This window comes from Micromonospora sp. NPDC023633, assembly GCF_040640035.1.
In the GTDB taxonomy this organism is placed as follows: Bacteria; Actinomycetota; Actinomycetes; order Mycobacteriales; family Micromonosporaceae; genus Micromonospora.
This window is the reverse complement of the sequence record NZ_JBFABB010000055.1, coordinates 1-16,955: the sequence shown is the minus strand read 5'-3', so window position 1 is coordinate 16,955 and position 16,955 is coordinate 1. Positions and strand designations below refer to the sequence as shown.

Annotated in this window: 17 protein-coding genes and 1 pseudogene; 13 read left to right on the top strand and 5 right to left on the bottom strand. The window is 71.5% G+C overall.

Annotated features, from left to right (window positions below; genetic code table 11):
* Positions 1-91: 91 nt before the first annotated feature.
* The 11 genes from AB0G13_RS18640 to AB0G13_RS18590 all read left to right on the top strand — a co-directional run bounded on the left by AB0G13_RS18640 (position 92) and on the right by AB0G13_RS18590 (position 11,458).
* The gene (locus AB0G13_RS18640; RefSeq protein WP_357875715.1) at positions 92-1,312 is read left to right on the top strand and encodes a mandelate racemase/muconate lactonizing enzyme family protein; all 1,221 of its coding nucleotides are present in this window, start codon (positions 92-94) and stop codon (positions 1,310-1,312) included.
* Entirely contained in the window at positions 1,309-2,784 is a 1,476-nt protein-coding gene (locus tag AB0G13_RS18635; protein ID WP_357875713.1) for an aldehyde dehydrogenase family protein, read from the top strand. Before AB0G13_RS18640 ends, AB0G13_RS18635 begins: the two co-directional genes overlap by 4 nt.
* Positions 2,785-2,789: 5 nt before the next feature.
* The gene (locus AB0G13_RS18630) at positions 2,790-3,896 is read left to right on the top strand and encodes a diphosphate--fructose-6-phosphate 1-phosphotransferase (RefSeq protein ID WP_357875711.1); all 1,107 of its coding nucleotides are present in this window, start codon (positions 2,790-2,792) and stop codon (positions 3,894-3,896) included.
* 27 nt (positions 3,897-3,923) lie between these two features.
* Positions 3,924-5,219: a sugar ABC transporter substrate-binding protein gene (locus tag AB0G13_RS18625; RefSeq protein ID WP_357875709.1), complete on the top strand. Its 1,296-nt coding sequence runs from the start codon at positions 3,924-3,926 to the stop codon at positions 5,217-5,219.
* Positions 5,220-5,226: 7 nt separating this feature from the next.
* Complete coding sequence (locus AB0G13_RS18620; RefSeq protein ID WP_357875707.1) at positions 5,227-6,177, top strand: sugar ABC transporter permease; 951 nt, start codon at positions 5,227-5,229, stop codon at positions 6,175-6,177.
* Positions 6,174-6,995, top strand: coding sequence for a carbohydrate ABC transporter permease (locus tag AB0G13_RS18615; protein ID WP_357875705.1), 822 nt, complete (start codon positions 6,174-6,176; stop codon positions 6,993-6,995). The genes AB0G13_RS18620 and AB0G13_RS18615 overlap by 4 nt, the downstream gene beginning before the upstream one ends.
* On the top strand, positions 6,992-7,993 hold the full coding sequence (locus AB0G13_RS18610) for an alcohol dehydrogenase catalytic domain-containing protein (RefSeq protein WP_357875703.1): 1,002 nt from the start codon (positions 6,992-6,994) through the stop codon (positions 7,991-7,993). Before AB0G13_RS18615 ends, AB0G13_RS18610 begins: the two co-directional genes overlap by 4 nt.
* The gene (locus AB0G13_RS18605; protein ID WP_357875701.1) at positions 7,990-8,901 is read left to right on the top strand and encodes a 2-deoxy-5-keto-D-gluconate 6-phosphate aldolase domain-containing protein; all 912 of its coding nucleotides are present in this window, start codon (positions 7,990-7,992) and stop codon (positions 8,899-8,901) included. The genes AB0G13_RS18610 and AB0G13_RS18605 overlap by 4 nt, the downstream gene beginning before the upstream one ends.
* A gap of 22 nt (positions 8,902-8,923) precedes the next feature.
* Positions 8,924-9,610, top strand: a complete 687-nt coding sequence (locus AB0G13_RS18600) for a GntR family transcriptional regulator (protein WP_357875699.1) — start codon at positions 8,924-8,926, stop codon at positions 9,608-9,610.
* Positions 9,597-10,652: an alcohol dehydrogenase catalytic domain-containing protein gene (locus tag AB0G13_RS18595; protein ID WP_357875697.1), complete on the top strand. Its 1,056-nt coding sequence runs from the start codon at positions 9,597-9,599 to the stop codon at positions 10,650-10,652. The genes AB0G13_RS18600 and AB0G13_RS18595 overlap by 14 nt, the downstream gene beginning before the upstream one ends.
* A 95-nt stretch (positions 10,653-10,747) precedes the next feature.
* Complete coding sequence (locus AB0G13_RS18590; RefSeq protein WP_357875695.1) at positions 10,748-11,458, top strand: IS701 family transposase; 711 nt, start codon at positions 10,748-10,750, stop codon at positions 11,456-11,458.
* Positions 11,459-11,626: 168 nt separating this feature from the next.
* Here AB0G13_RS18590 and AB0G13_RS18585 read toward each other — a convergent pair whose 3' ends face one another.
* Positions 11,627-12,553 (bottom strand): NmrA family NAD(P)-binding protein, encoded by a 927-nt coding sequence (locus AB0G13_RS18585; RefSeq protein ID WP_357875693.1) that lies wholly within the window; start codon positions 12,551-12,553, stop codon positions 11,627-11,629.
* Positions 12,554-12,658: 105 nt separating this feature from the next.
* On the opposite strand from AB0G13_RS18585, the gene AB0G13_RS18580 reads away from it, so the two are divergent.
* The gene (locus AB0G13_RS18580; protein ID WP_357875691.1) at positions 12,659-13,228 is read left to right on the top strand and encodes a TetR/AcrR family transcriptional regulator; all 570 of its coding nucleotides are present in this window, start codon (positions 12,659-12,661) and stop codon (positions 13,226-13,228) included.
* Between the two features lie 276 nt (positions 13,229-13,504).
* On the opposite strand, the gene AB0G13_RS18575 is transcribed toward AB0G13_RS18580, so the two are convergent.
* Both AB0G13_RS18575 and AB0G13_RS18570 read right to left on the bottom strand, forming a co-directional pair.
* Complete coding sequence (locus AB0G13_RS18575; protein WP_357875689.1) at positions 13,505-13,723, bottom strand: hypothetical protein; 219 nt, start codon at positions 13,721-13,723, stop codon at positions 13,505-13,507.
* A gap of 550 nt (positions 13,724-14,273) precedes the next feature.
* Positions 14,274-15,134 carry an MBL fold metallo-hydrolase gene (locus AB0G13_RS18570; protein ID WP_357875687.1) on the bottom strand — a complete coding sequence of 287 codons (861 nt, stop codon included), beginning with the start codon at positions 15,132-15,134 and terminating at the stop codon, positions 14,274-14,276.
* A gap of 128 nt (positions 15,135-15,262) precedes the next feature.
* Here AB0G13_RS18570 and AB0G13_RS18565 point away from each other — a divergent pair, with 128 nt between their 5' ends.
* Complete coding sequence (locus AB0G13_RS18565) at positions 15,263-15,874, top strand: TetR/AcrR family transcriptional regulator (protein ID WP_357875685.1); 612 nt, start codon at positions 15,263-15,265, stop codon at positions 15,872-15,874.
* Here AB0G13_RS18565 and AB0G13_RS18560 read toward each other — a convergent pair.
* Positions 15,875-16,079 (bottom strand): annotated as a pseudogene (locus tag AB0G13_RS18560) (Tn3 family transposase); the annotation flags it as partial.
* A gap of 603 nt (positions 16,080-16,682) precedes the next feature.
* Entirely contained in the window at positions 16,683-16,817 is a 135-nt protein-coding gene (locus AB0G13_RS18555) for a hypothetical protein (protein WP_357875683.1), read from the bottom strand.
* Between the last annotated feature and the right edge of the window lie 138 nt (positions 16,818-16,955).

The window sequence follows — 16,955 nt, the reverse complement described above, 5'->3', positions numbered from 1 at the left end:
GGGTCGTCCCAGTTTTGTTTCCAGCCCTTGACGGGCCGATGAACGGCGGCTAGAACTGCATGCAGTTCTTCACAAGTGTGAGAGAGGCCTCATGGGACTCAGCGGAGATCTGCAGCACGCCCCGGACGCGGTCGGCCCGGCCGGCCCCGCGGCTGGCCGGGCCGACCGCCCGGTGGACACCGTGCGGCTGCCCGACGTCCCCGTCGCCGACGTGCGCTGCCGGGTGTTCCGCGCCCGGCCCGCCGAGCAGATCGCGATGTCCTTCGCCCCCCTGACCCACCGCGTGATGGTGCTGGTCGAGGTCGAGCTGGCCGACGGTTCGGTCGGCGTCGGCGAGAGCTGGGCCAACTATCCGTCCTGGGCCTGGCGCGAGCGCGTCGCCACGATCAGGGAGGGCGTGGCGCCGCTGCTGCTCGGCACGCGGCCGGTCGACCCCGCCGGGACGCAACGGGCGCTGATGGCGAAGCTGGGCCCGCTGGGCCGCCAGTGGGGCGCCCCCGGCCCGATCCACCAGGCGGTGAGCGCGGTCGACATCGCGCTGTGGGACCTGGCCGCCCGGCACGCCGGGCGGAGCCTGGCGTCGCTGCTCGCCACGCACCCCCGCACCGAGCTGCCCGTCTACGGCTCCAGCCTCGGTCCCGACGGGGTCGCGGAGACCGCGGCACAGTGCGCGGCGCTCGGGCTGACCGCCGTGAAGGTCAAGGTCGGCTTCGGCCGCGACCGGGACCTGGCCAACGTCCGCGCCGCACGACGCGTCCTCGGCGACCGGACGCAGATCTTCGCCGACGCCAACCAGGCGTGGTCGCTGCCCGAGGCGCTGCGGATGCTGCCGGCGCTGGCCGACCTGGGCGTCGCCTGGGTCGAGGAGCCGCTCGCCGGCGACCGCCCGGAGGAACTGGACGAACTCGGCGCCCGCACCGGCATGCCCCTGGCCACCGGCGAGAACCTCTACGGCGCCGCGGCCTTCATCCCGTACCTGCGGGGCAGCGGCGTCACCATCCTGCAACCGGACCTCACCAAGGTCGGCGGGATCAGCGAGTACCTGACGGTGCTCGCAGCCGCCGAGGCCGCCGGCAAGACCGTCAACCCGCATCTGTACAACGGCGCGATCGCGACCGCCGCGACCGTGCAGGTGGCCGCCAGCAGCGCCGCGACGTCCCTCGTCGAGTGGGACGTCCGTTCCAACCCGCTGCGCCGGGCCGCCGACGAGTTCCTGACCGCACACGGCACGGTCACCGTGCCTCACCGCCCCGGTCTCGGTATCGACCTCGATCCGGACCAGCTCGACCCGTACGAGGAGCAGCAGTCGTGACCGATTCCCCGATCGTCGACGAGGTCCTGGCAACCCGGAGCGCGGTGCGCATCGGCGGCCGGGCGGTCCCGGACGCCGCCACGCGGGCGCCGGCGCTGCCCGTCGTCGACCCGTCCACCGGGACGGCCTTCGCCGAGGTCGCCACGGGTGGCCCGGCCGACGCCGCCGACGCGCTCACCGCCGCCACCGGGGCGCTGCCGGCCTGGGCGGCCACCCCGGTGACGCAGCGCGCCGCCGCCCTGCGGGCCATCGCCGACGACATCGAGGCCCTGGCCACCGGAGCGGACTGGGCCGCGCTGATCACCCGGGAGACCGGCAAGCGGCTGGCCGAGTCCACCGCCGAGCTGGGGCTGACCGTGACGTACTTCCGGGTCATGGCCGACCTCGTCGAACGGCAGGACGAGGAGCGGCTGACGGTGGTGCCGCAGCACGAGCACCGGGTCGCCGCCCGGCCGGTCGGGGTCGCGGCCGTGCTCACCCCGTGGAACTTCCCGGTCTCGATCCCCGCCCGGAAGATCGCCCCGGCGCTCGCCGCCGGCTGCCCGGTGCTGTTCAAGCCCTCGGAGCTGGCTCCCCTGTCGTCGATGGTGCTCGCCGCGGTGTGCGAGCGGCACCTGCCCGACGGGGTGCTCGGCACCGTGCTCGGCACCCCGGCCGACGTGGTCTCCCCGTGGCTCGCGGCCCCGGCGGTGCGGGCGGTCTCGTTCACCGGGTCGACCCGGGTCGGTCGCCTGGTCGCCGCCCAGGCGGCGCCGCGGTTCCTGCGTACCGTCATGGAGCTGGGTGGTTGCGCGCCGTTCGTCGTCCTCCCCGACGCCGACCCGCAGGCCGCGGCGCAGACGCTGATGGTGGCGAAGTACCGCAACAACGGCCAGTCCTGCATCGCGGCGAACCAGATCCTGGTCGCCCGGGAGGTGGCCGGCGGCTTCGTCGAGGCGTTCGTCGCGGCCAGCCGCGCCCTGCGCGTCGGCGACCCCCGGGACCCCGGCACCGACATCGGCCCGCTCGCCCCGGCCGGCGACCCGGCGCGCATGGCCGACCTGGTCGACGAGGCCGTCGCCAAGGGCGCCCGTGCCGTCGCGCCGGGCGGGGCGGCACCGGCCGCCGGGCACTACGCCGCCCCGACGGTGCTGCTCGACGCGCCCGTGGACAGCCGCGCCATGACCGGCGAGATCTTCGGGCCGGTCGCGCCGGTGCACGTCTACGACGACCTCGACGAGGCGTTGGCGGTGCACCACGCCACGGGCTACGGGCTCGCCGGCTACGTGTGCGGCACCGACCTGGACGCCGCGCGGGCGGTAGCCAACCGGCTGCACGCCGGCATCGTCGGGATCAACACGGGCACACCGAACACGCCGTGGGTGCCGTTCGGCGGACTCGGCGACTCCGGCATCGGCTACGAGGGCGGCCGGCCGGGCCTGGAGGCGTTCCAGACCTACCTCAGCGTCGCCTCCCGGCCGGCGGGGGCCTGAGCGTCATGCGCCTGCTCATCGGCCAGACCGGCGCGCCGACCGCCGTCGTCAACGCGAGCCTGCGCGGCTTCCTGGAGGGCGCCGGGGGGCACGAGGTCCTCGCCCTGCGCGGGGGCCCCGACGGCCTCGTCGACGGCCGGCTCACCCCGGTCACCCTCGCCGACGTCCCGCCCGCGTGGACCAGCCGCGGCGGATCCTGGCTCGGCGCCGGCCGCCGGGCGGTCACCGGCGACGACCTCGACGCGGCGGTCGCGACACTCGCCGCGCACCGCGTCGACGGGGTCGCCCTGATCGGCGGCAACGGCACGATGGCGCTGCTGCGGGCCCTCACCGAACGCGCCGAGCAGGCCGGGTTGCCCCTGTGCACCGCCGGCATCCCCAAGACCGTCGACAACGACCTGGTCGGCGTCGACCACTGCCCCGGCTTCGGCTCCGCCGCGCGCTACCTGACCCGGGTCGTGCCCGACCTCGCCCGCGACCACGCGGCGATGCGGGCGATCGAGCCGGTGCGCATCGTGGAGACCCTGGGCCGGTCGGTGGGCTGGTTGGCGCTGGCCGCGACGTGGCACCGGGAGGACCCGGCCCACGCACCGCACCTCGTCCTGCTGCCGGAGGTGCCGTTCGACCGGGCGGACTTCCTGCGCCGGGTCGCCGACGCCATCGACGCGCACGGTCGCGCGTTCGTGGTGACCAGCGAGGGCGCCGCCCGCGAGCTGACCGACGAGCCCTTCGAGGCGGCCAACCACACCCGGATCCTGCTGGGCGGGGTGTCCCGCCGGCTCGCCGCGCTGGTCACCGCCGAACTCGGGGTCGCCGCCCGCGGCGAGGTCCTCGGCATGGTGCAGCGCTCGGCGGGCGCCCTGGCCGGCGACGTCGACCGCCGGGAGGCGGCCGAGGCCGGACGGCAGGCCGCGCGGCTGCTCGCGGACCGGCGAAGCGGACTCATGGTCGGCCTGCACCGCGTCGGCACCGAGCCCTACACCGCCGGGTACGACCCGGTGCCGCTGGCCGAGGTCGCCGGTCGGACCCGACCGGTGCCCGCGCGGTGGCGCACGACCGATCCCGCCGACCTCGACGACTTCCACGACTGGCTCACCCCTCTCATCGCCTGAGTGACCCCTCCATCGAAAGGCAGGCACATGCGGCACAGGTACCTGAGCGCGGCGCTCGCCCTGGCCCTGGTCGGCGGGCTCACCGCCGGCTGCGGCTCGGACTCCGCCGGCTCCGCCAACGAGATCAACCTGATCATGTCCAACCACCCCTGGCAGCGGGCCATCGAGCCGTTGATCGACGACTTCGAGAAGGAGTCGGGCGTCACGGTGAAGGTCCAGACGTTCGCCGAGCAGCAGATGCGCGACAAGGTGCAGCTCAACCTCCAGTCGCGCAGCTCCTCGATGGACGTGTTCATGACGCTGCCCTCCCGCGAGGGCCCGCAGTTCGCCAAGTCCAACTACTACGAGCCGCTCGACGAGCACGTCAGCAAGGCGGGCGCCGACTACGCCGTCGACGACTTCCCGACCGCCGTGCGGGCCGGCATGACCGTCGACGACAAGCTGATCGCGGCGCCGATCAACGTCGAGGGCGTGGTGCTGTACTACCGCACCGACCTGTTCGAGCAGTACGGCGTCACGCCGCCGAAGACGCTCGACGAGCTGACCACCGCCGCCGAGACGATCAAGCAGAAGTCCGGCGGCAGCGTCACCCCCATCGCGTTGCGCGGACAGTCCGCGGCGCTGCCGTTCACCTTCGGCCCGTTCCTGCACTCGCAGGGCGTGAGCTGGACCAAGCCCGACGGCACGCCCAACTTCGACGACCCCAAGGCGGTCGAGGCGATCAACCGGTACGCCACCCTGGCCCGCGACTACGGCCCGCCCGGCGTCGTCAACAACACCTTCACCCAGTCCTCGGCCCTCTTCGCCGCCGGCAACGCCGCCATGGAGCTGGAGTCGAGCAACGAGGTCAGCAGCATCATCGACCCCAAGACCTCCAAGGTCGCCGACAAGATCGGCGTCCTCGACTTCCCGGCCGGCGCCGCCGGCTCGAAGACCACCGTGCTCTCCTGGGGCCTGGCGGTCTCCTCGTTCTCGAAGAACAAGGACGCCGCGTGGAAGTTCGTGCAGTGGGCCACCAGCGCGAAGACCCAGCTGGAGCTCACCAAGTCCGGCATCGCCCCGCCGCGCACCTCGGTCAGCAAGGATCCCGCCTACACCGCCACCCTCAACACCGAGACGCTCAAGCAGTGGAACACCGTGCTGGCGAAGGCCCAGACCGACGGTGACACCGAGGTCGGCCCGGTCGGTGTCGCGGCCGCCGAGATGCGCAAGGTCATCGGCGACGCGGTGGGCACGGTGATCCTCGGCCGCGCGAGCGCCGAGGAAGCGGCCAAGCAAATCCAGGACGGCCTCACCCCGCTGCTGGCGAAGAACCGCGAGTAGGAGCCTCATGAGCACCGACACGATGACGAAACGCCCGACCGGCCCCCGCCCCGCCCCCGCGGGGCGGGGGGCGGGGCGCCGGCCGAGAAGGACGGTGCATCCGACGGCCCGGGGAATCTGGCCCTTCGTGGTGCCGGCCGCGGTGGTCACCGCCCTGCTGGTCCTGCTGCCGATCGCGTACACCGTCTGGTTGTCGGTGACCGACCGGCTCTCCGACGGTACGAACGCGGGCTTCCTCGGGTTCGACAACTACGCCCGGATGTTCGCCGACCCGGCCTTCTACAACTCCCTGAAGGTGACGCTCTTCCTCTTCGTGGTGTGCCTCGCCGTGGAGACCGTGCTGGGCCTCGCGCTCGGCTACGTGATGAGCCTCGACGTGCCGGGTCGGCGCGTCTTCCAGGGCATGATGCTCATCCCGGCGATCACCGCGTCGGTGGCGGTCGGCCTGCTCTGGCTGCTGATCATGGATCCGTCGCTGGGGGCGGCCAACGAGCTGCTGGCCGTCGTCGGGATCGACCCCGTGGTCTGGCTCGGCGACCCGTCGATCGCGCCCTGGTCGATCGCGCTGGTGGACATCTGGCAGTGGACGCCGTTCATGGCGCTGATCATCTCCGCGGGCATCCGGTCGCTGCCGGAGGAGCCGTTCGAGGCGGCGGCCATCGACGGGGCCAGCGGCTGGCGTACGGCGTGGAACATCGGTCTGCCCCTGCTGCGGCCGGTGCTCATCGTCGCGATGCTGCTGCGCACCGTCGACCTGGTCCGGTTCTTCGACACCATCTACATCATGACCCAGGGCGGGCCGGTCGACTCGACGAACAGCCTCAACGTGTACGGCTACAACGAGGCGTTCATCGACCAGGAACCCAGCTACGCCGCCACCCTGCAGATCGCCCTGCTGGTGCTCGTCGTGCTGATCGCCGCCGTCTTCACCCTGGTACGAAGGAGGGCCGCGAAATGAGCGCGGGCAAGCGGCTGGTCGGCGTCTACACCGCGTACTTCCTGTTCGCCGTGGTCTTCTTCGGCCCGGTGCTGTTCATGCTCTGGTCGTCGCTGCGGCGCAACGTCGACATCACCGGTTCCCTGTTCGACGTGGCCTCGCCGCTGACGCTGGAGAACTTCACCAACCTGTTCGAGCGGTTCGAGTTCGGCCGCTACATCGCCAACAGCTTCATCGTCGCCGGCGGCTCCACCCTGCTCGGCCTGGTGCTGGGCGCCCCGGCCGCGTACGTGATCGTCCGGCGGCAGCTGAACACGCTGGGCTTCGTCACCCTGCTCGCCCGGATGGCGCCCGGCGTGCTGTTCGTCCTTCCGCTGTTCGTGCTCTCCATCCGCATCGACGCCCCGTCGAACACCGGGCTCAACTACGCCCTGCTCGTCGTGGCGCACCTGATCGTCACCCTGCCGCTGTGCATCTGGCTGCTGATCCCGTTCTTCGAGGAGATCCCGATCAGCATCGAGGAGTCCACGCTCATCGACGGGGCCTCCACCTGGCAGCGGTTCCGCATGGTGGTGCTGCCGCTGGCCCTGCCCGGCGTCTCGGTGGCGCTGACGCTCAGCTTCGTCTTCTCCTGGAACTACTTCCTGTTCGCCCTGGCGCTCGCCAACGACCAGACGCTGCCGCTGACGGTCATCGCCTTCAACTTCATCGGCCAGGGATCGAACGACTTCGGCGGTCTGATGGCCGCCAGCACGCTCATCTCAGCGCCGGCCCTGCTGCTGACGATCTTCGCGCAGCGGTGGCTGGTGCGTGGAATCACCGGAGGTGCCGTCAAGTGACGACCACCAGTGTCCGTGCCCGCTTCCTGGGCGACGGTCGGATCGACTTCGAGCGGGCCACGCTCGGCCCGGTCGCGGACGGGCAGGTACGCGTCCGCGTCGACGTCTGCGCCCTCTGCGGCTCGGACAAGCGGCTGCTGCGGTCGGGTTCGCCCGTGGTGCCGGGACACGAGATCGCCGGCACCGTGATCGACGTCGGCGCGGACGTCGCCGTGCCCGTCGGGACGCGCGGCATCGTCTACATCCCGGTCTTCTGCGGTACGTGCCGCCGCTGCGCCGCCGGGCGCACCAACCAGTGCCTGCACCTGCGGGAGCTGATCGGCTGGCAGCGCGACGGCGGGTTCGCCGAGCACGTGGACGTGCCCGCCCGCTGCCTGCTGCCGGTGCCCGACGACGTGCCGCTGGACACGGCGGTGCTGGGCCTGGACACCGTCGGCACCGCCGCGCACGCCCTGCGGCTGTGGCAGCGCACCCAACCCGACGGCGTGGACCGGGCGCTGGTCATCGGCGCCGGGCCGTTGGGCCTCGGCGTCATCGCCGTGGCGGGCGCCTTCGGCGTCGGCGAGGTCGACGCCTTCGACCCGCACGAGGGTCGCCTGTCCACCGCCGTCGAGCTGGGCGCCCGCGCCGCGGGCGACCTGGCGGCGGAGAACCAGTACGACCTGGTGGTCGAGGTCAGCGGCGCCGCCGCGGCGCGGGAGACCGCGCAGCGGGTGGTCGCGCCCGGCGGCGCGGTGATCGCCCTCGGCGAGTCCGACGAGCCCTACACGATGCCCGCGACGCCCCGCTGGCGGCGCACCGACTGCTACACGGTGCGTTCCTTCTACTTCCCCACCAGCGAGGTCGAGGCGAACTGGGACCTGCTGCGCGACCACGGCGCCGCGCTGCGGGACCGGTTGACGGTGCCGGTGACCCTCGCCGAACTGCCCGACGCCTTCGCCCGCTTCGTCGCCGGCGACTACTTCAAACCCTGCATCGTGTCGGAGGACGCCCCATGAACCAGCCGCAGCACCTGCTCATCCTCGCGGTCGACCAGCGTCCCTGGCTCACCCAGGCGCTCTACGGCCACACCGGCACCGCCACGCGCAGCCAACGCGCGGCGATCACCGACGGCAAGCACATGGTGGTGGAGGGGCTCCTCGCGGCGCTCGCCGACGAGCCGGGGCTCGCCGCGCATGCCGGCATCCTCGTCGACGCGACGCTCGGCCCCGGCGTGGCCGAGCGGGCACACGCCAACGGCGTGACCGTGAGCATGCCGCTGGAACGTGGCGGCTGCGAGATCTACGAGTCCGAACCGGCCGACCTGAAGTCCCACCTGGAGCACCACCAGCCCGAGCTGCCCAAGGTCCTGGTCCGCTACAACGTCGAGGGCGACGCCGCCGGCAACCGGGTCCAGCGCGCCCGACTGGCCGAGGTCTCGGCGGCGGTGCGTGACTCCGGTGGCCGTTTCCTGTTCGAGCTGCTCGTGCCCCCCACGCCCGCGCAGCTGGACGCCGTCGGCGGCGACCCGGGACGGTTCGAGCGGGAACTGCGTCCCGCCCTGGTGCACCGCGCGATGACCGAGCTGCTCGACGAGGTGCCGGTGGACGTCTGGAAGCTGGAGCACCTCGACCGGCGGGAGCACTACCGCACCGCGGCCCGGATCGCGGCCGAGGCCGGCGGCGAGTGCATCCTGCTCGGCGCCAACGCGCCGGCGGCACGGGTCGAGGGGTGGCTCGCCGACGCCGCCGCCGCCGGATTCACCGGCTTCGCTATCGGGCGTAGCATCTGGTGGGACGCGCTGCGCGGGCTGCTCGCCGGGGACCTGGCCCGCCCTCAGGCGGTGGCGGCGGTCGCCGCGAACTATCGCGGATTCGCCGCCGCGTTCCTCGCCGCGGTGCCGGTCGGGCCCGAGCCACACGAGTGAGGACGCAGTGACGCCACCTTCCATGCCCCGGCCCCCCGCCGCGACGCTGCCGGCGCCCGCGCAGGAAGCGGACCCCCAGACCGGTGAGCGGGTCGGCGAGCTGCTCTACCGGACGCTGCGCGACCGGATCATCTCGGGCGAGCTGCGGCCCGGCACCCGGCTGAGCGTCCCCGCGTTGGCCGAGGAGTTCCGGGTGAGCCGCAGCCCCGTGCGCGACGCGGTGATCCGCCTGGTGCAGGACGAACTGGCGCGCGAGACCCTCAACCGCGGCGCGGTGGTCGCCCGCATCGAGGGAGAGGAGCTGGTCAGCCTCTACGAGGCCCGCGAGGCCCTGGAGTGGGCGGTGGCCCGGCTGGCCGCGCAGCGGTACACCCCGGCGCTGCGCCGCCGCCTGCTCGCCCTGCTCACCGAGCACCGGCAGGTCGCGGCGGACGGCGACTTCGCCCGCCACATCGAACTCGACGCCGCGTTCCACCGGGAGATCCGGCAGGCCGCGCAGAGCCCCGTGCTGACCCGGATGCTCGACGGCGTCCAGAGTCGGGTCCTGATCGCGATGCGTTCGACCAGCCTCACCGGAGGCATGGCCCAGGCCGTCGCCGACCACCAGGCCATCTTCGAGGCGCTCTGCTCGGGTGACCCCGACGCCGCGGGCGAGGCCGCCCGGGCGCACATCCGACGACTCAAGGAGCTGCTGCGTGCCGCTTACTGACGCCCGCACGATCACCGCCGTACGGTGTCACGGTCCGGGCGACGTACGCGTCGAGCGCCTGCCCGCGCGCGCCCCGGGTTCCGGCGAGGTGGCCATCGAGCCCCTGGCCGTCGGGGTCTGCGGCACGGACAGCCACATCGTCGGCGGCAGCTTCCCCGCGGCCTCGCCGGTCGTGCTGGGCCACGAGGTCTGCGGGCGGGTACGGGAGGTGGGCACCGGGGTCGACCGGCTCACGCCCGGCGACCTGGTGACCGTCGAGCCGCACGACTACTGCACCGCCTGCGCGTACTGCCGGCTGGGGCAGGAGCACCTCTGCGACGCCAAGCGGGGCTACGGCGTGCGGCTCGACGGCGGGATGACCGAGCGCATGGTCGTGCCGGCGCGGATCGCCTACCGGCTGCCGCCGGCCACGCCGCCGTGGATCGGGGCCCTCACCGAACCGCTCGCGTGCTGCATCCACGGCATGGACCAGCTCGCGCCCCGCTCCGGCCTGCCCGTGCTCGTCTACGGCGCCGGCCCGGCGGGCGCGATGATGGTGACGCTGGCCCGCTCCCGCGGGCTCGCCCCCGTCGTCGTCATGGATCCCCGCCCGGACCGCCGCGACCTCGCGCTGCGCATGGGGGCCGACGCCGCCCTCGATCCGGGTGACCCGGCCAGCGAGGCGGCGGCCCGGGCCCTGACCGGCGGCCTCGGCTTCCCGTACGTCGTCGACGCCGTCGGCTCGGCGCGCCTGCTGGAGTCCGCGATCGGCATGGCCAGCCGGGGTGGCCGGATCCTGGTCTTCGGCGTCGCCCGACCGGACGAGGAGGCGCGGGTGCGCCCCAACGAGGTCTTCGCGCGCGAGCTGACCATCGTGGGCGCGGTCATCAACCCGTACACCCATCACCGCGCGGTGGGCATGCTGCCGACGCTCGGCCTGGACCGGCTGCGGCCGGCGTTCTTCGGGCTGGAGGAGGTCTCGCAGGCACTTGCGGCGCAGGCCGGCGGGCGGGCCGACAAGGTCTTCGTCGCCCCGCGCGGGGCCGACGCCGCCCGCGGGTAGCCCCAGGGGATCCGCCCGGCCCACCCCTTTCAGATCTGGCGGTGGCCGCGTGCCAGAGCGTAAACCCTGCCCGGTGGAGGAAGGTCCTGGCCGGGGTGTGCGATGCGTTCGCGGGACGGTTCGGGCGGGTCGAGCCGCGTCGCACGGCGACGGCGTTCGTGTCGGGGCTGCTGTCCGACATCGAGGTCAAGACGTGTTGGCAGTTGGCGGAGCAGGCCGGTCATGCCCGGCCGGATGCGATGCAGAGGTTGTTGTATCGGGCGGTGTGGGACGCCGACGCCGTCCGCGACGATCTGCGGGACGTGGTCGTGGCCCGGTTCGGTGACCCGGACAGGTTCTTGGCCGTCGACGAGACCGGGGACCTGAAGAAGGGTGTGCACTCGGTCGAGGTGCAACGCCAATACACCGGCACCGCCGGCAGGATCGAGAACGCGCAGGTGGGGGTGTTCTGCGGCTACGCCAGCCGGCATGGGCACACGCTGATCGACCGCCGGGTCTACCTGCCGGTGTCCTGGACCGATGACCGGGACCGCTGCCCGGGCGCCGGGGTCCCCGCCGAGGTGGAGTTCTCGACGAAGCCCGAGCTGGCCGCCGACATGATCACCGCAGCCCTCGACGCTGGGTACGCGGCCGCGGACGAGGCCTACGGCAACAGCAGCGCCTTCCGCGCTCATCTGCGCGAACACCGACTGGGCTATGTCCTGGCCGTGTCTTGCAGTCACCTGGTCCCCGCCCTCCGTACCGCGCTGCCGCCTCTGCAGAACCCGGGTAGCTACTGCCCGGAAGAAGAGACAGAAGGAAATTGAGGCGATCCCTGGGCTGGCTGGGCTGAGCAGCAAGGAGAAGTCCCGGCGCGGGCGATCATCGCCGGTACGGCGGTGCCGTGCCGGCGATGATCGCGGGACCGTGGCAGCGCCCGGGAGCGCTGAGGATGACGGCTGGACCGGTGGACAGAGCGAGTGCCCCGGACCGGGTCAGGCTGTGGCCCGGAGGTGTTCGTGCGTCCATTCCTCGAAGGTCGTGAGGGGGATGCCGAGGGCTCGGGCGAATTCCGGGCGGGCGGGTTGCCCGGCCACGTTCATGTGTGCGTGTGAGGCGCCTGCCCACACCGGCATTCCCGCGGCGATCGCTTCCTCCTCGGTCATCTCCGGCGCGGTCAGCTCGGTGCCCAGTGCACGGGACAGGATCTTGGAGATTTCCGTCATGGTCAGGTAGTCGCTGGCCAGTTCCAGCTCGACCCCGTTGAACCGATCGGGTTCGGCGATGGCCGCGGCGGCCGCACTGCCGATGTCATCGACCGCGACGAGGGAGAGCCGGGTCTGCGGCTTCAGCACAGTCGCCAAGCCGCCCTCGACGCCCCGGGGGAAGAGGTACGCCGAGGAGGGCAGGAAGTTCTCCATGAACCAGCCCGGCTTGATGAGCGTCCAGTGCGTGAAGCCCGCCTCGCGTACCCGGTTCTGGATGCTGGTCTTGGTGGCGTAGTAGGGCTCCAGGGGCGCCCAGCGCCCTTCGGCCCAGCCGGTGGTCTCGGTGTGCTGTCCGGCGCCGGAGACGGACGTGTGCACGAACTGCGGCACTTTCGCGGCCAGCGCGCCCTCGATCAGGTTGACGGCCTGGATCAGCTCACCCTCGAAGTCGATGGAGGCCCCGTTCATCGCGGGCATCTGCACCGAGAAGACGGCTCGGGCTCCTTGCGCGGCCCTGACCAGCGAGTCGCGATCGTCGAGGTCGCCGATGACCAGTTCGGCACCGAGCGCTTCGACGGCCCTCGCCCGGTCGGTGGCGGGGTTGCGGACCAGCGCCCGGACGGGAACGCCCGCCGCGAGCAGGGCACGGGTGGTGGCGCCACCCTGCTGTCCGGTGGCGCCGATGACCAGGACGGGTGCGGGATCGGTGGGCATGAGGGCTCCTCCTGGATTGCGCAGCTATTAAACGGCGGGCCCCACCGTTTGTGCTTGGCTACTATACGGAGGGCCCCGCCACTTAGCAAACCTTCGAGGTGACCAATGCCAGTCCAGCGTGCAGACGCCCGGCGCAACTACGCGCGCCTGCTCGCCGTGGCCGAGCAGGAGATCGCCGCACACGGCGCCGACGCATCCCTGGAACAGATCGCCCGCCTTGCGGGAGTCGGGTCAGCCACGGTGCGCCGGCACTTTCCCAGCCGCCACGCACTGCTGGAGGCGGTCTTCCGTGAACGGATCGAGACCCTGTGCGCGCACGCCCGCAACCTGGGCGGCAGAGCCGATACCCGGGCCGCGCTGCTGGAATGGCTCAGTGCCGTCACCGCGTCCGCCGCGACCATCCGAGGACTGGCCATCGCACTGACCCGCGACAGCGCGGCGGACCCCGCCGAGGCGCACGAGCACTGCGCTTCGGCGCAGCTCACCGAGGCGGGCGAACCACTGGTACGCCGCGCAACGGACGATGGCGCGCTGACGCCCGGCGTGACCATCACCGACCTGATCATGCTGATCACCGGTATCGCCCTGGCCACGGAACACCATCCGGACCCCGCTACCGAGGCGGACCGACTACTCGCCCTGACCGTGGTGGGAGTCAGTCCCCGTCAGAGGTGAGCGCAGAGCGTACGGGTGTTGGTTGGCGCACGCCGCGAACCTGTCAAGGCGGTGCCCTCACACAGATGTCAGAGGGCGCTTCGGAAGTTCAGGTACGTTTCGGGGCGAGTGTGAATACTCGGGCTTGTCTTCGGGCAGGACCTGGCGGTCGACCATGCGTTTTCAGCTTCGCGCGGGCGCCTTCGACGTGCTTTGGTGAGGGCTCTACCCGAGCGCGATGCAGATGTCCTTGGCTCGCATGCCGGTGGCCGTGGTGTCGAGAATGGCCAGGATCTGCTAATACGGGGCGCTGGCGATGGTCGGATCATCAGCGGTGAATTCGGCTGCGGTGAGCCCGCGCAGTGTGGTGCGGGTGGTCGCCAGGTCGGCCAGCTCACGCTCGATCTGGGCGAGTTCAGCGGTGAGTGTGGTGATCTGCTCCCCCAGCCGGTTGGCGGTCTGACTCGCGGTGGCCTCGCGTTCGGCGATGAGGTCGAGGATCGTCGGAAGGTTCACCGGTGCCGCCAGGACGGGGTGCTGGTCCCGGTCAGCCGTCGGACCATGTCAACCACGCCCCGACCCCGTTCGCACGTAGGCACTGACCGCGGCATTACTCATTGAAGATCATGACTGCTGATCACGCCAACCTTGAAAGGAGGCGTGGCCTGAAGCCCCAGGACGGCCATGGGCAGCACCCCTACCACGGATGGGAAGAAGGGGCAGCACCCGTCGCCCACCACCGTCATGCGTGCTGCGCGAACACGACGAGCAGGCTGCAACGGCAGAGAGCACATGACCACGATCACCAGGCCCTGGCCGCTACTTTGCGGTGGATGTCTGGGCCAGGACTCCGGTGTCCAGTAAGCATCTAACGTGACAAATCATCCTGCACCGGCGGAGTACAGCTATCCGATCCCTGCGCTAATCGCCGATCATGGCTGGAGGCGAGGCGGTAGGGGTGCGTGTCTGTTGGCCCAGGCGTAGCTTCCAGCGAGAAACCAACGGTCAAGTAGCTAGACCCGAGTCGCTACACACGGCACCTTGCCGGGCGTGCAGTGTTCGCAGGTTAAACACGCAGGTGGTCGAGAAGGGCAGCTAGGCGGTGATGCATGTGCTCGGCTGTCATGCGAGGGCTGATCGCGCCGTGGGAGGGGATGATCTGCTCGAAGCGGTGATCCAGGAGGCGTTCGAGCGACGCAAGTTGTTCGGGCCAGGAGTGCCAGCACACCGCTTCCTCTGCCCATAGGTCGGCTCGGGCGGGATCCCAGGCGAGGGAGTCACCGGTGAGAAGCATGGTGGCGTCGATGAGCAGCATGACGTGGCCGCGGGTGTGTCCGGGTGTGGGGATTACCAACGCTCCGGGCGCCAGTTCGATCGGCTCATTGCCAGTGCCGGTGAGGGCGGCGAAGGGCGCTGCGCCGTGGTCGCCCTCGTGGATCCATACCGGCGCATCGAAGCATTCGGAGTAGCGTTCGGCGTCGGCGACATCGTCAGCGTGGGTGATTAGGATCGTCGCTATGCCACCGAGTTCGTCGAGGCGGTGAGCCAGGCGGGCACTCCAGCGTGGCGCGTCAACGAGGATGTTGCCGTCGGGGCGTTGCACCAGATAGCTGTTGCCGCCGGCTGATGCCCAGGCGTTGCCTCCGCATCGCCAGACGCCATGAGTCAGCGCTAGCGGGTGGTGCGGGCTCCACTGCAGCCGCGACCGGGTGCCGATGGAGCGAGTGGGGCAGAGCTCCGCAGCCATCTGAGCCAGGCGAACTTCCTCTTGCCCCGAGGGCTGGCGGGCGATGACGAACTTGCCGTCCGAGGCGGGCGCGACCAGGTTCGGTGCGACGGACGACGAGGCACCGCAACTGATACACCGGCGGTCGATGAACCACTCTCCATCAGCGTTCTCCATGTGACGCTCGGCGAGTCTGGCCATGATCACGCTCCTGTTCGCGCGCAATGGTCGGGGAGAGTGAGGCGTCGAGGCTCACCCGAGGATGGAACACTAGTGTTCCGTATCGGGCTGCGCAAGCTCCATAATGGCGCAGGGCATATCTTGCATGGGTGAACACGCACCATGATCGTTCTGGCGTATCCGCACGTACGAACCGGGCCATCCTCGATGCCGCGATGCAGCTGCTCGGTCGACGCCCCGATGCGCCGTTGAGTGAGATCGCTTCAGCCGCCGAGGTCGGACGCACGACCCTGCACCGCTACTACCCGGATCGAGCCAGCCTCGTGGACGCCATATCCGGCGAGGCTGCCGTGCGAATCTCCGCAGCCCTCCAGCGGGCCGGACTGACCGAAGGCGACGCCCGTGAGGCGCTGCTACGGGCATCGCGGGAACTGTTCGATCTTGGCCCGGTGCTCAGCCTCGTGTTCGGCCCACTGCTCAGCGACCGACCGGAGTGGCGCGATACAGGTGACGTCGAAGCCGCGCTGGTCGAGGTCGTGCAGCGCGGGCATGCTGACGACAGCATCAATCCGGCGCTGACGCCGCTGTGGGTCCAGAGCCTGTTGTGGTCGATGCTCTACGCTGCGGACAGCTACGCCCGCGATGTCGCAGCTTCTCGTCATCAAGCGCTCGCGATGGTCCTGTGCTCACTCGACGGCGCCCTACGTCCCCCCACTCGCCTCTCCTCGTCCAATGGTACGAACGCCAAGGTCCAGCAGTAGGGGCACCCCGCGCGACTCGGCCAACGCGGTCAGGCCCCTGTTCGTGGCCTCGGCGACGATCACGTACATCAGGTTGCGTTTCAGCTCCGCTGGCCGGTTTGCCCTGCCGCCAGCGTGCACCAGGTGGTCGGTGAACCCGGTCCGGGCGTCGACCTCGACCAGCATCGAGGCGGAGGGGTACTCGCGGCAGCATCGCGGCCATCTCGGTGCACGGCGCCGAGCCGACTGCCGGTTGTCCACCTGGCGGTCTCCGCCACCGGGCGGTACGTCTGCGCCGCCGGTCCATCCTGGTCCAGCCAGGCGGGCAGCCTGCCGTCGAGTCGCACGGCGTCGACGGTGAGCTGGGCGAGGTCGCCCACCGCCCTTTGGACGCCTCCGCCGGCCCGAATGGCGCCCCCCTCCGGTGTCCCTGGACGCTGTTCCAGCGGGACGGGGCTGGCGATGATGTCGCCCATGACGCCGACCGCGTCAGCGGCTCGGCGTAGGGAGCGCGCAGGACCGGTGGTGACGACCGGCGCCGGCGGGTACTGCTCGGCCACCATTGCAGCGGCCCGCAACCCCACGTAGGACCTGGTCAGGCTCTGCCCGTGTCGCTCGAGAATAAACGCAGCCGCCGCCCGGTCCGGCACCTCGGCGGCGGGCCGGCCGCCGACCAGCAACTCAGTGACCCTGGCCAGCTGGTGGTGGAGATCAGATCGGGCACCAACCAGGGCGTTGATCTCAGCAGCGGTGCTCGCGCAACGTCCGCTCATCGCCGCAGTGGCCGCGCGCACCGCCCGCTGCGCCTGCGCGTGCCAGAAGCCGACCGTCATGCCAAGGCCGCCGCTGCCCGGCGCAGTTGCTGGGCGGCGGCGTCGTGGTCGAGGCGCTGGGCCAGCCCGTCGTGGGGGTCGGCGGCGCGACGATCGTGGTGCTGGGCGAGATGCTCGACAAGGTCCCTCACCGCGGCCCGGATCTGGGGCCATCGGCGGTCGGGGCGCCGGCGTCGACGAGGACGTCGTCCTCGCTGTAGAGCCGGCCCCGGACGTCGAGCATCTCCAAGCCGAACCGGTCCCACGCGGTGTTGGCACGGGACAGGTGC

Bases quoted from the DNA above. Each gene is read 5' to 3' on its own strand.
- AB0G13_RS18640 (WP_357875715.1), top strand. From the start codon at position 92: ATGGGACTCAGCGGAGATCTGCAGCACGCCCCGGACGCGGTCGGCCCG.
- AB0G13_RS18630 (WP_357875711.1), top strand. From the start codon at position 2,790: ATGCGCCTGCTCATCGGCCAGACCGGCGCGCCGACCGCCGTCGTCAAC.
- AB0G13_RS18625 (WP_357875709.1), top strand. From the start codon at position 3,924: ATGCGGCACAGGTACCTGAGCGCGGCGCTCGCCCTGGCCCTGGTCGGC.
- AB0G13_RS18620 (WP_357875707.1), top strand. From the start codon at position 5,227: ATGAGCACCGACACGATGACGAAACGCCCGACCGGCCCCCGCCCCGCC.
- AB0G13_RS18615 (WP_357875705.1), top strand. From the start codon at position 6,174: ATGAGCGCGGGCAAGCGGCTGGTCGGCGTCTACACCGCGTACTTCCTG.
- AB0G13_RS18605 (WP_357875701.1), top strand. From the start codon at position 7,990: ATGAACCAGCCGCAGCACCTGCTCATCCTCGCGGTCGACCAGCGTCCC.
- AB0G13_RS18600 (WP_357875699.1), top strand. From the start codon at position 8,924: ATGCCCCGGCCCCCCGCCGCGACGCTGCCGGCGCCCGCGCAGGAAGCG.
- AB0G13_RS18585 (WP_357875693.1), bottom strand. From the start codon at position 12,553: ATGCCCACCGATCCCGCACCCGTCCTGGTCATCGGCGCCACCGGACAG.
- AB0G13_RS18580 (WP_357875691.1), top strand. From the start codon at position 12,659: ATGCCAGTCCAGCGTGCAGACGCCCGGCGCAACTACGCGCGCCTGCTC.
- AB0G13_RS18570 (WP_357875687.1), bottom strand. From the start codon at position 15,134: ATGGCCAGACTCGCCGAGCGTCACATGGAGAACGCTGATGGAGAGTGG.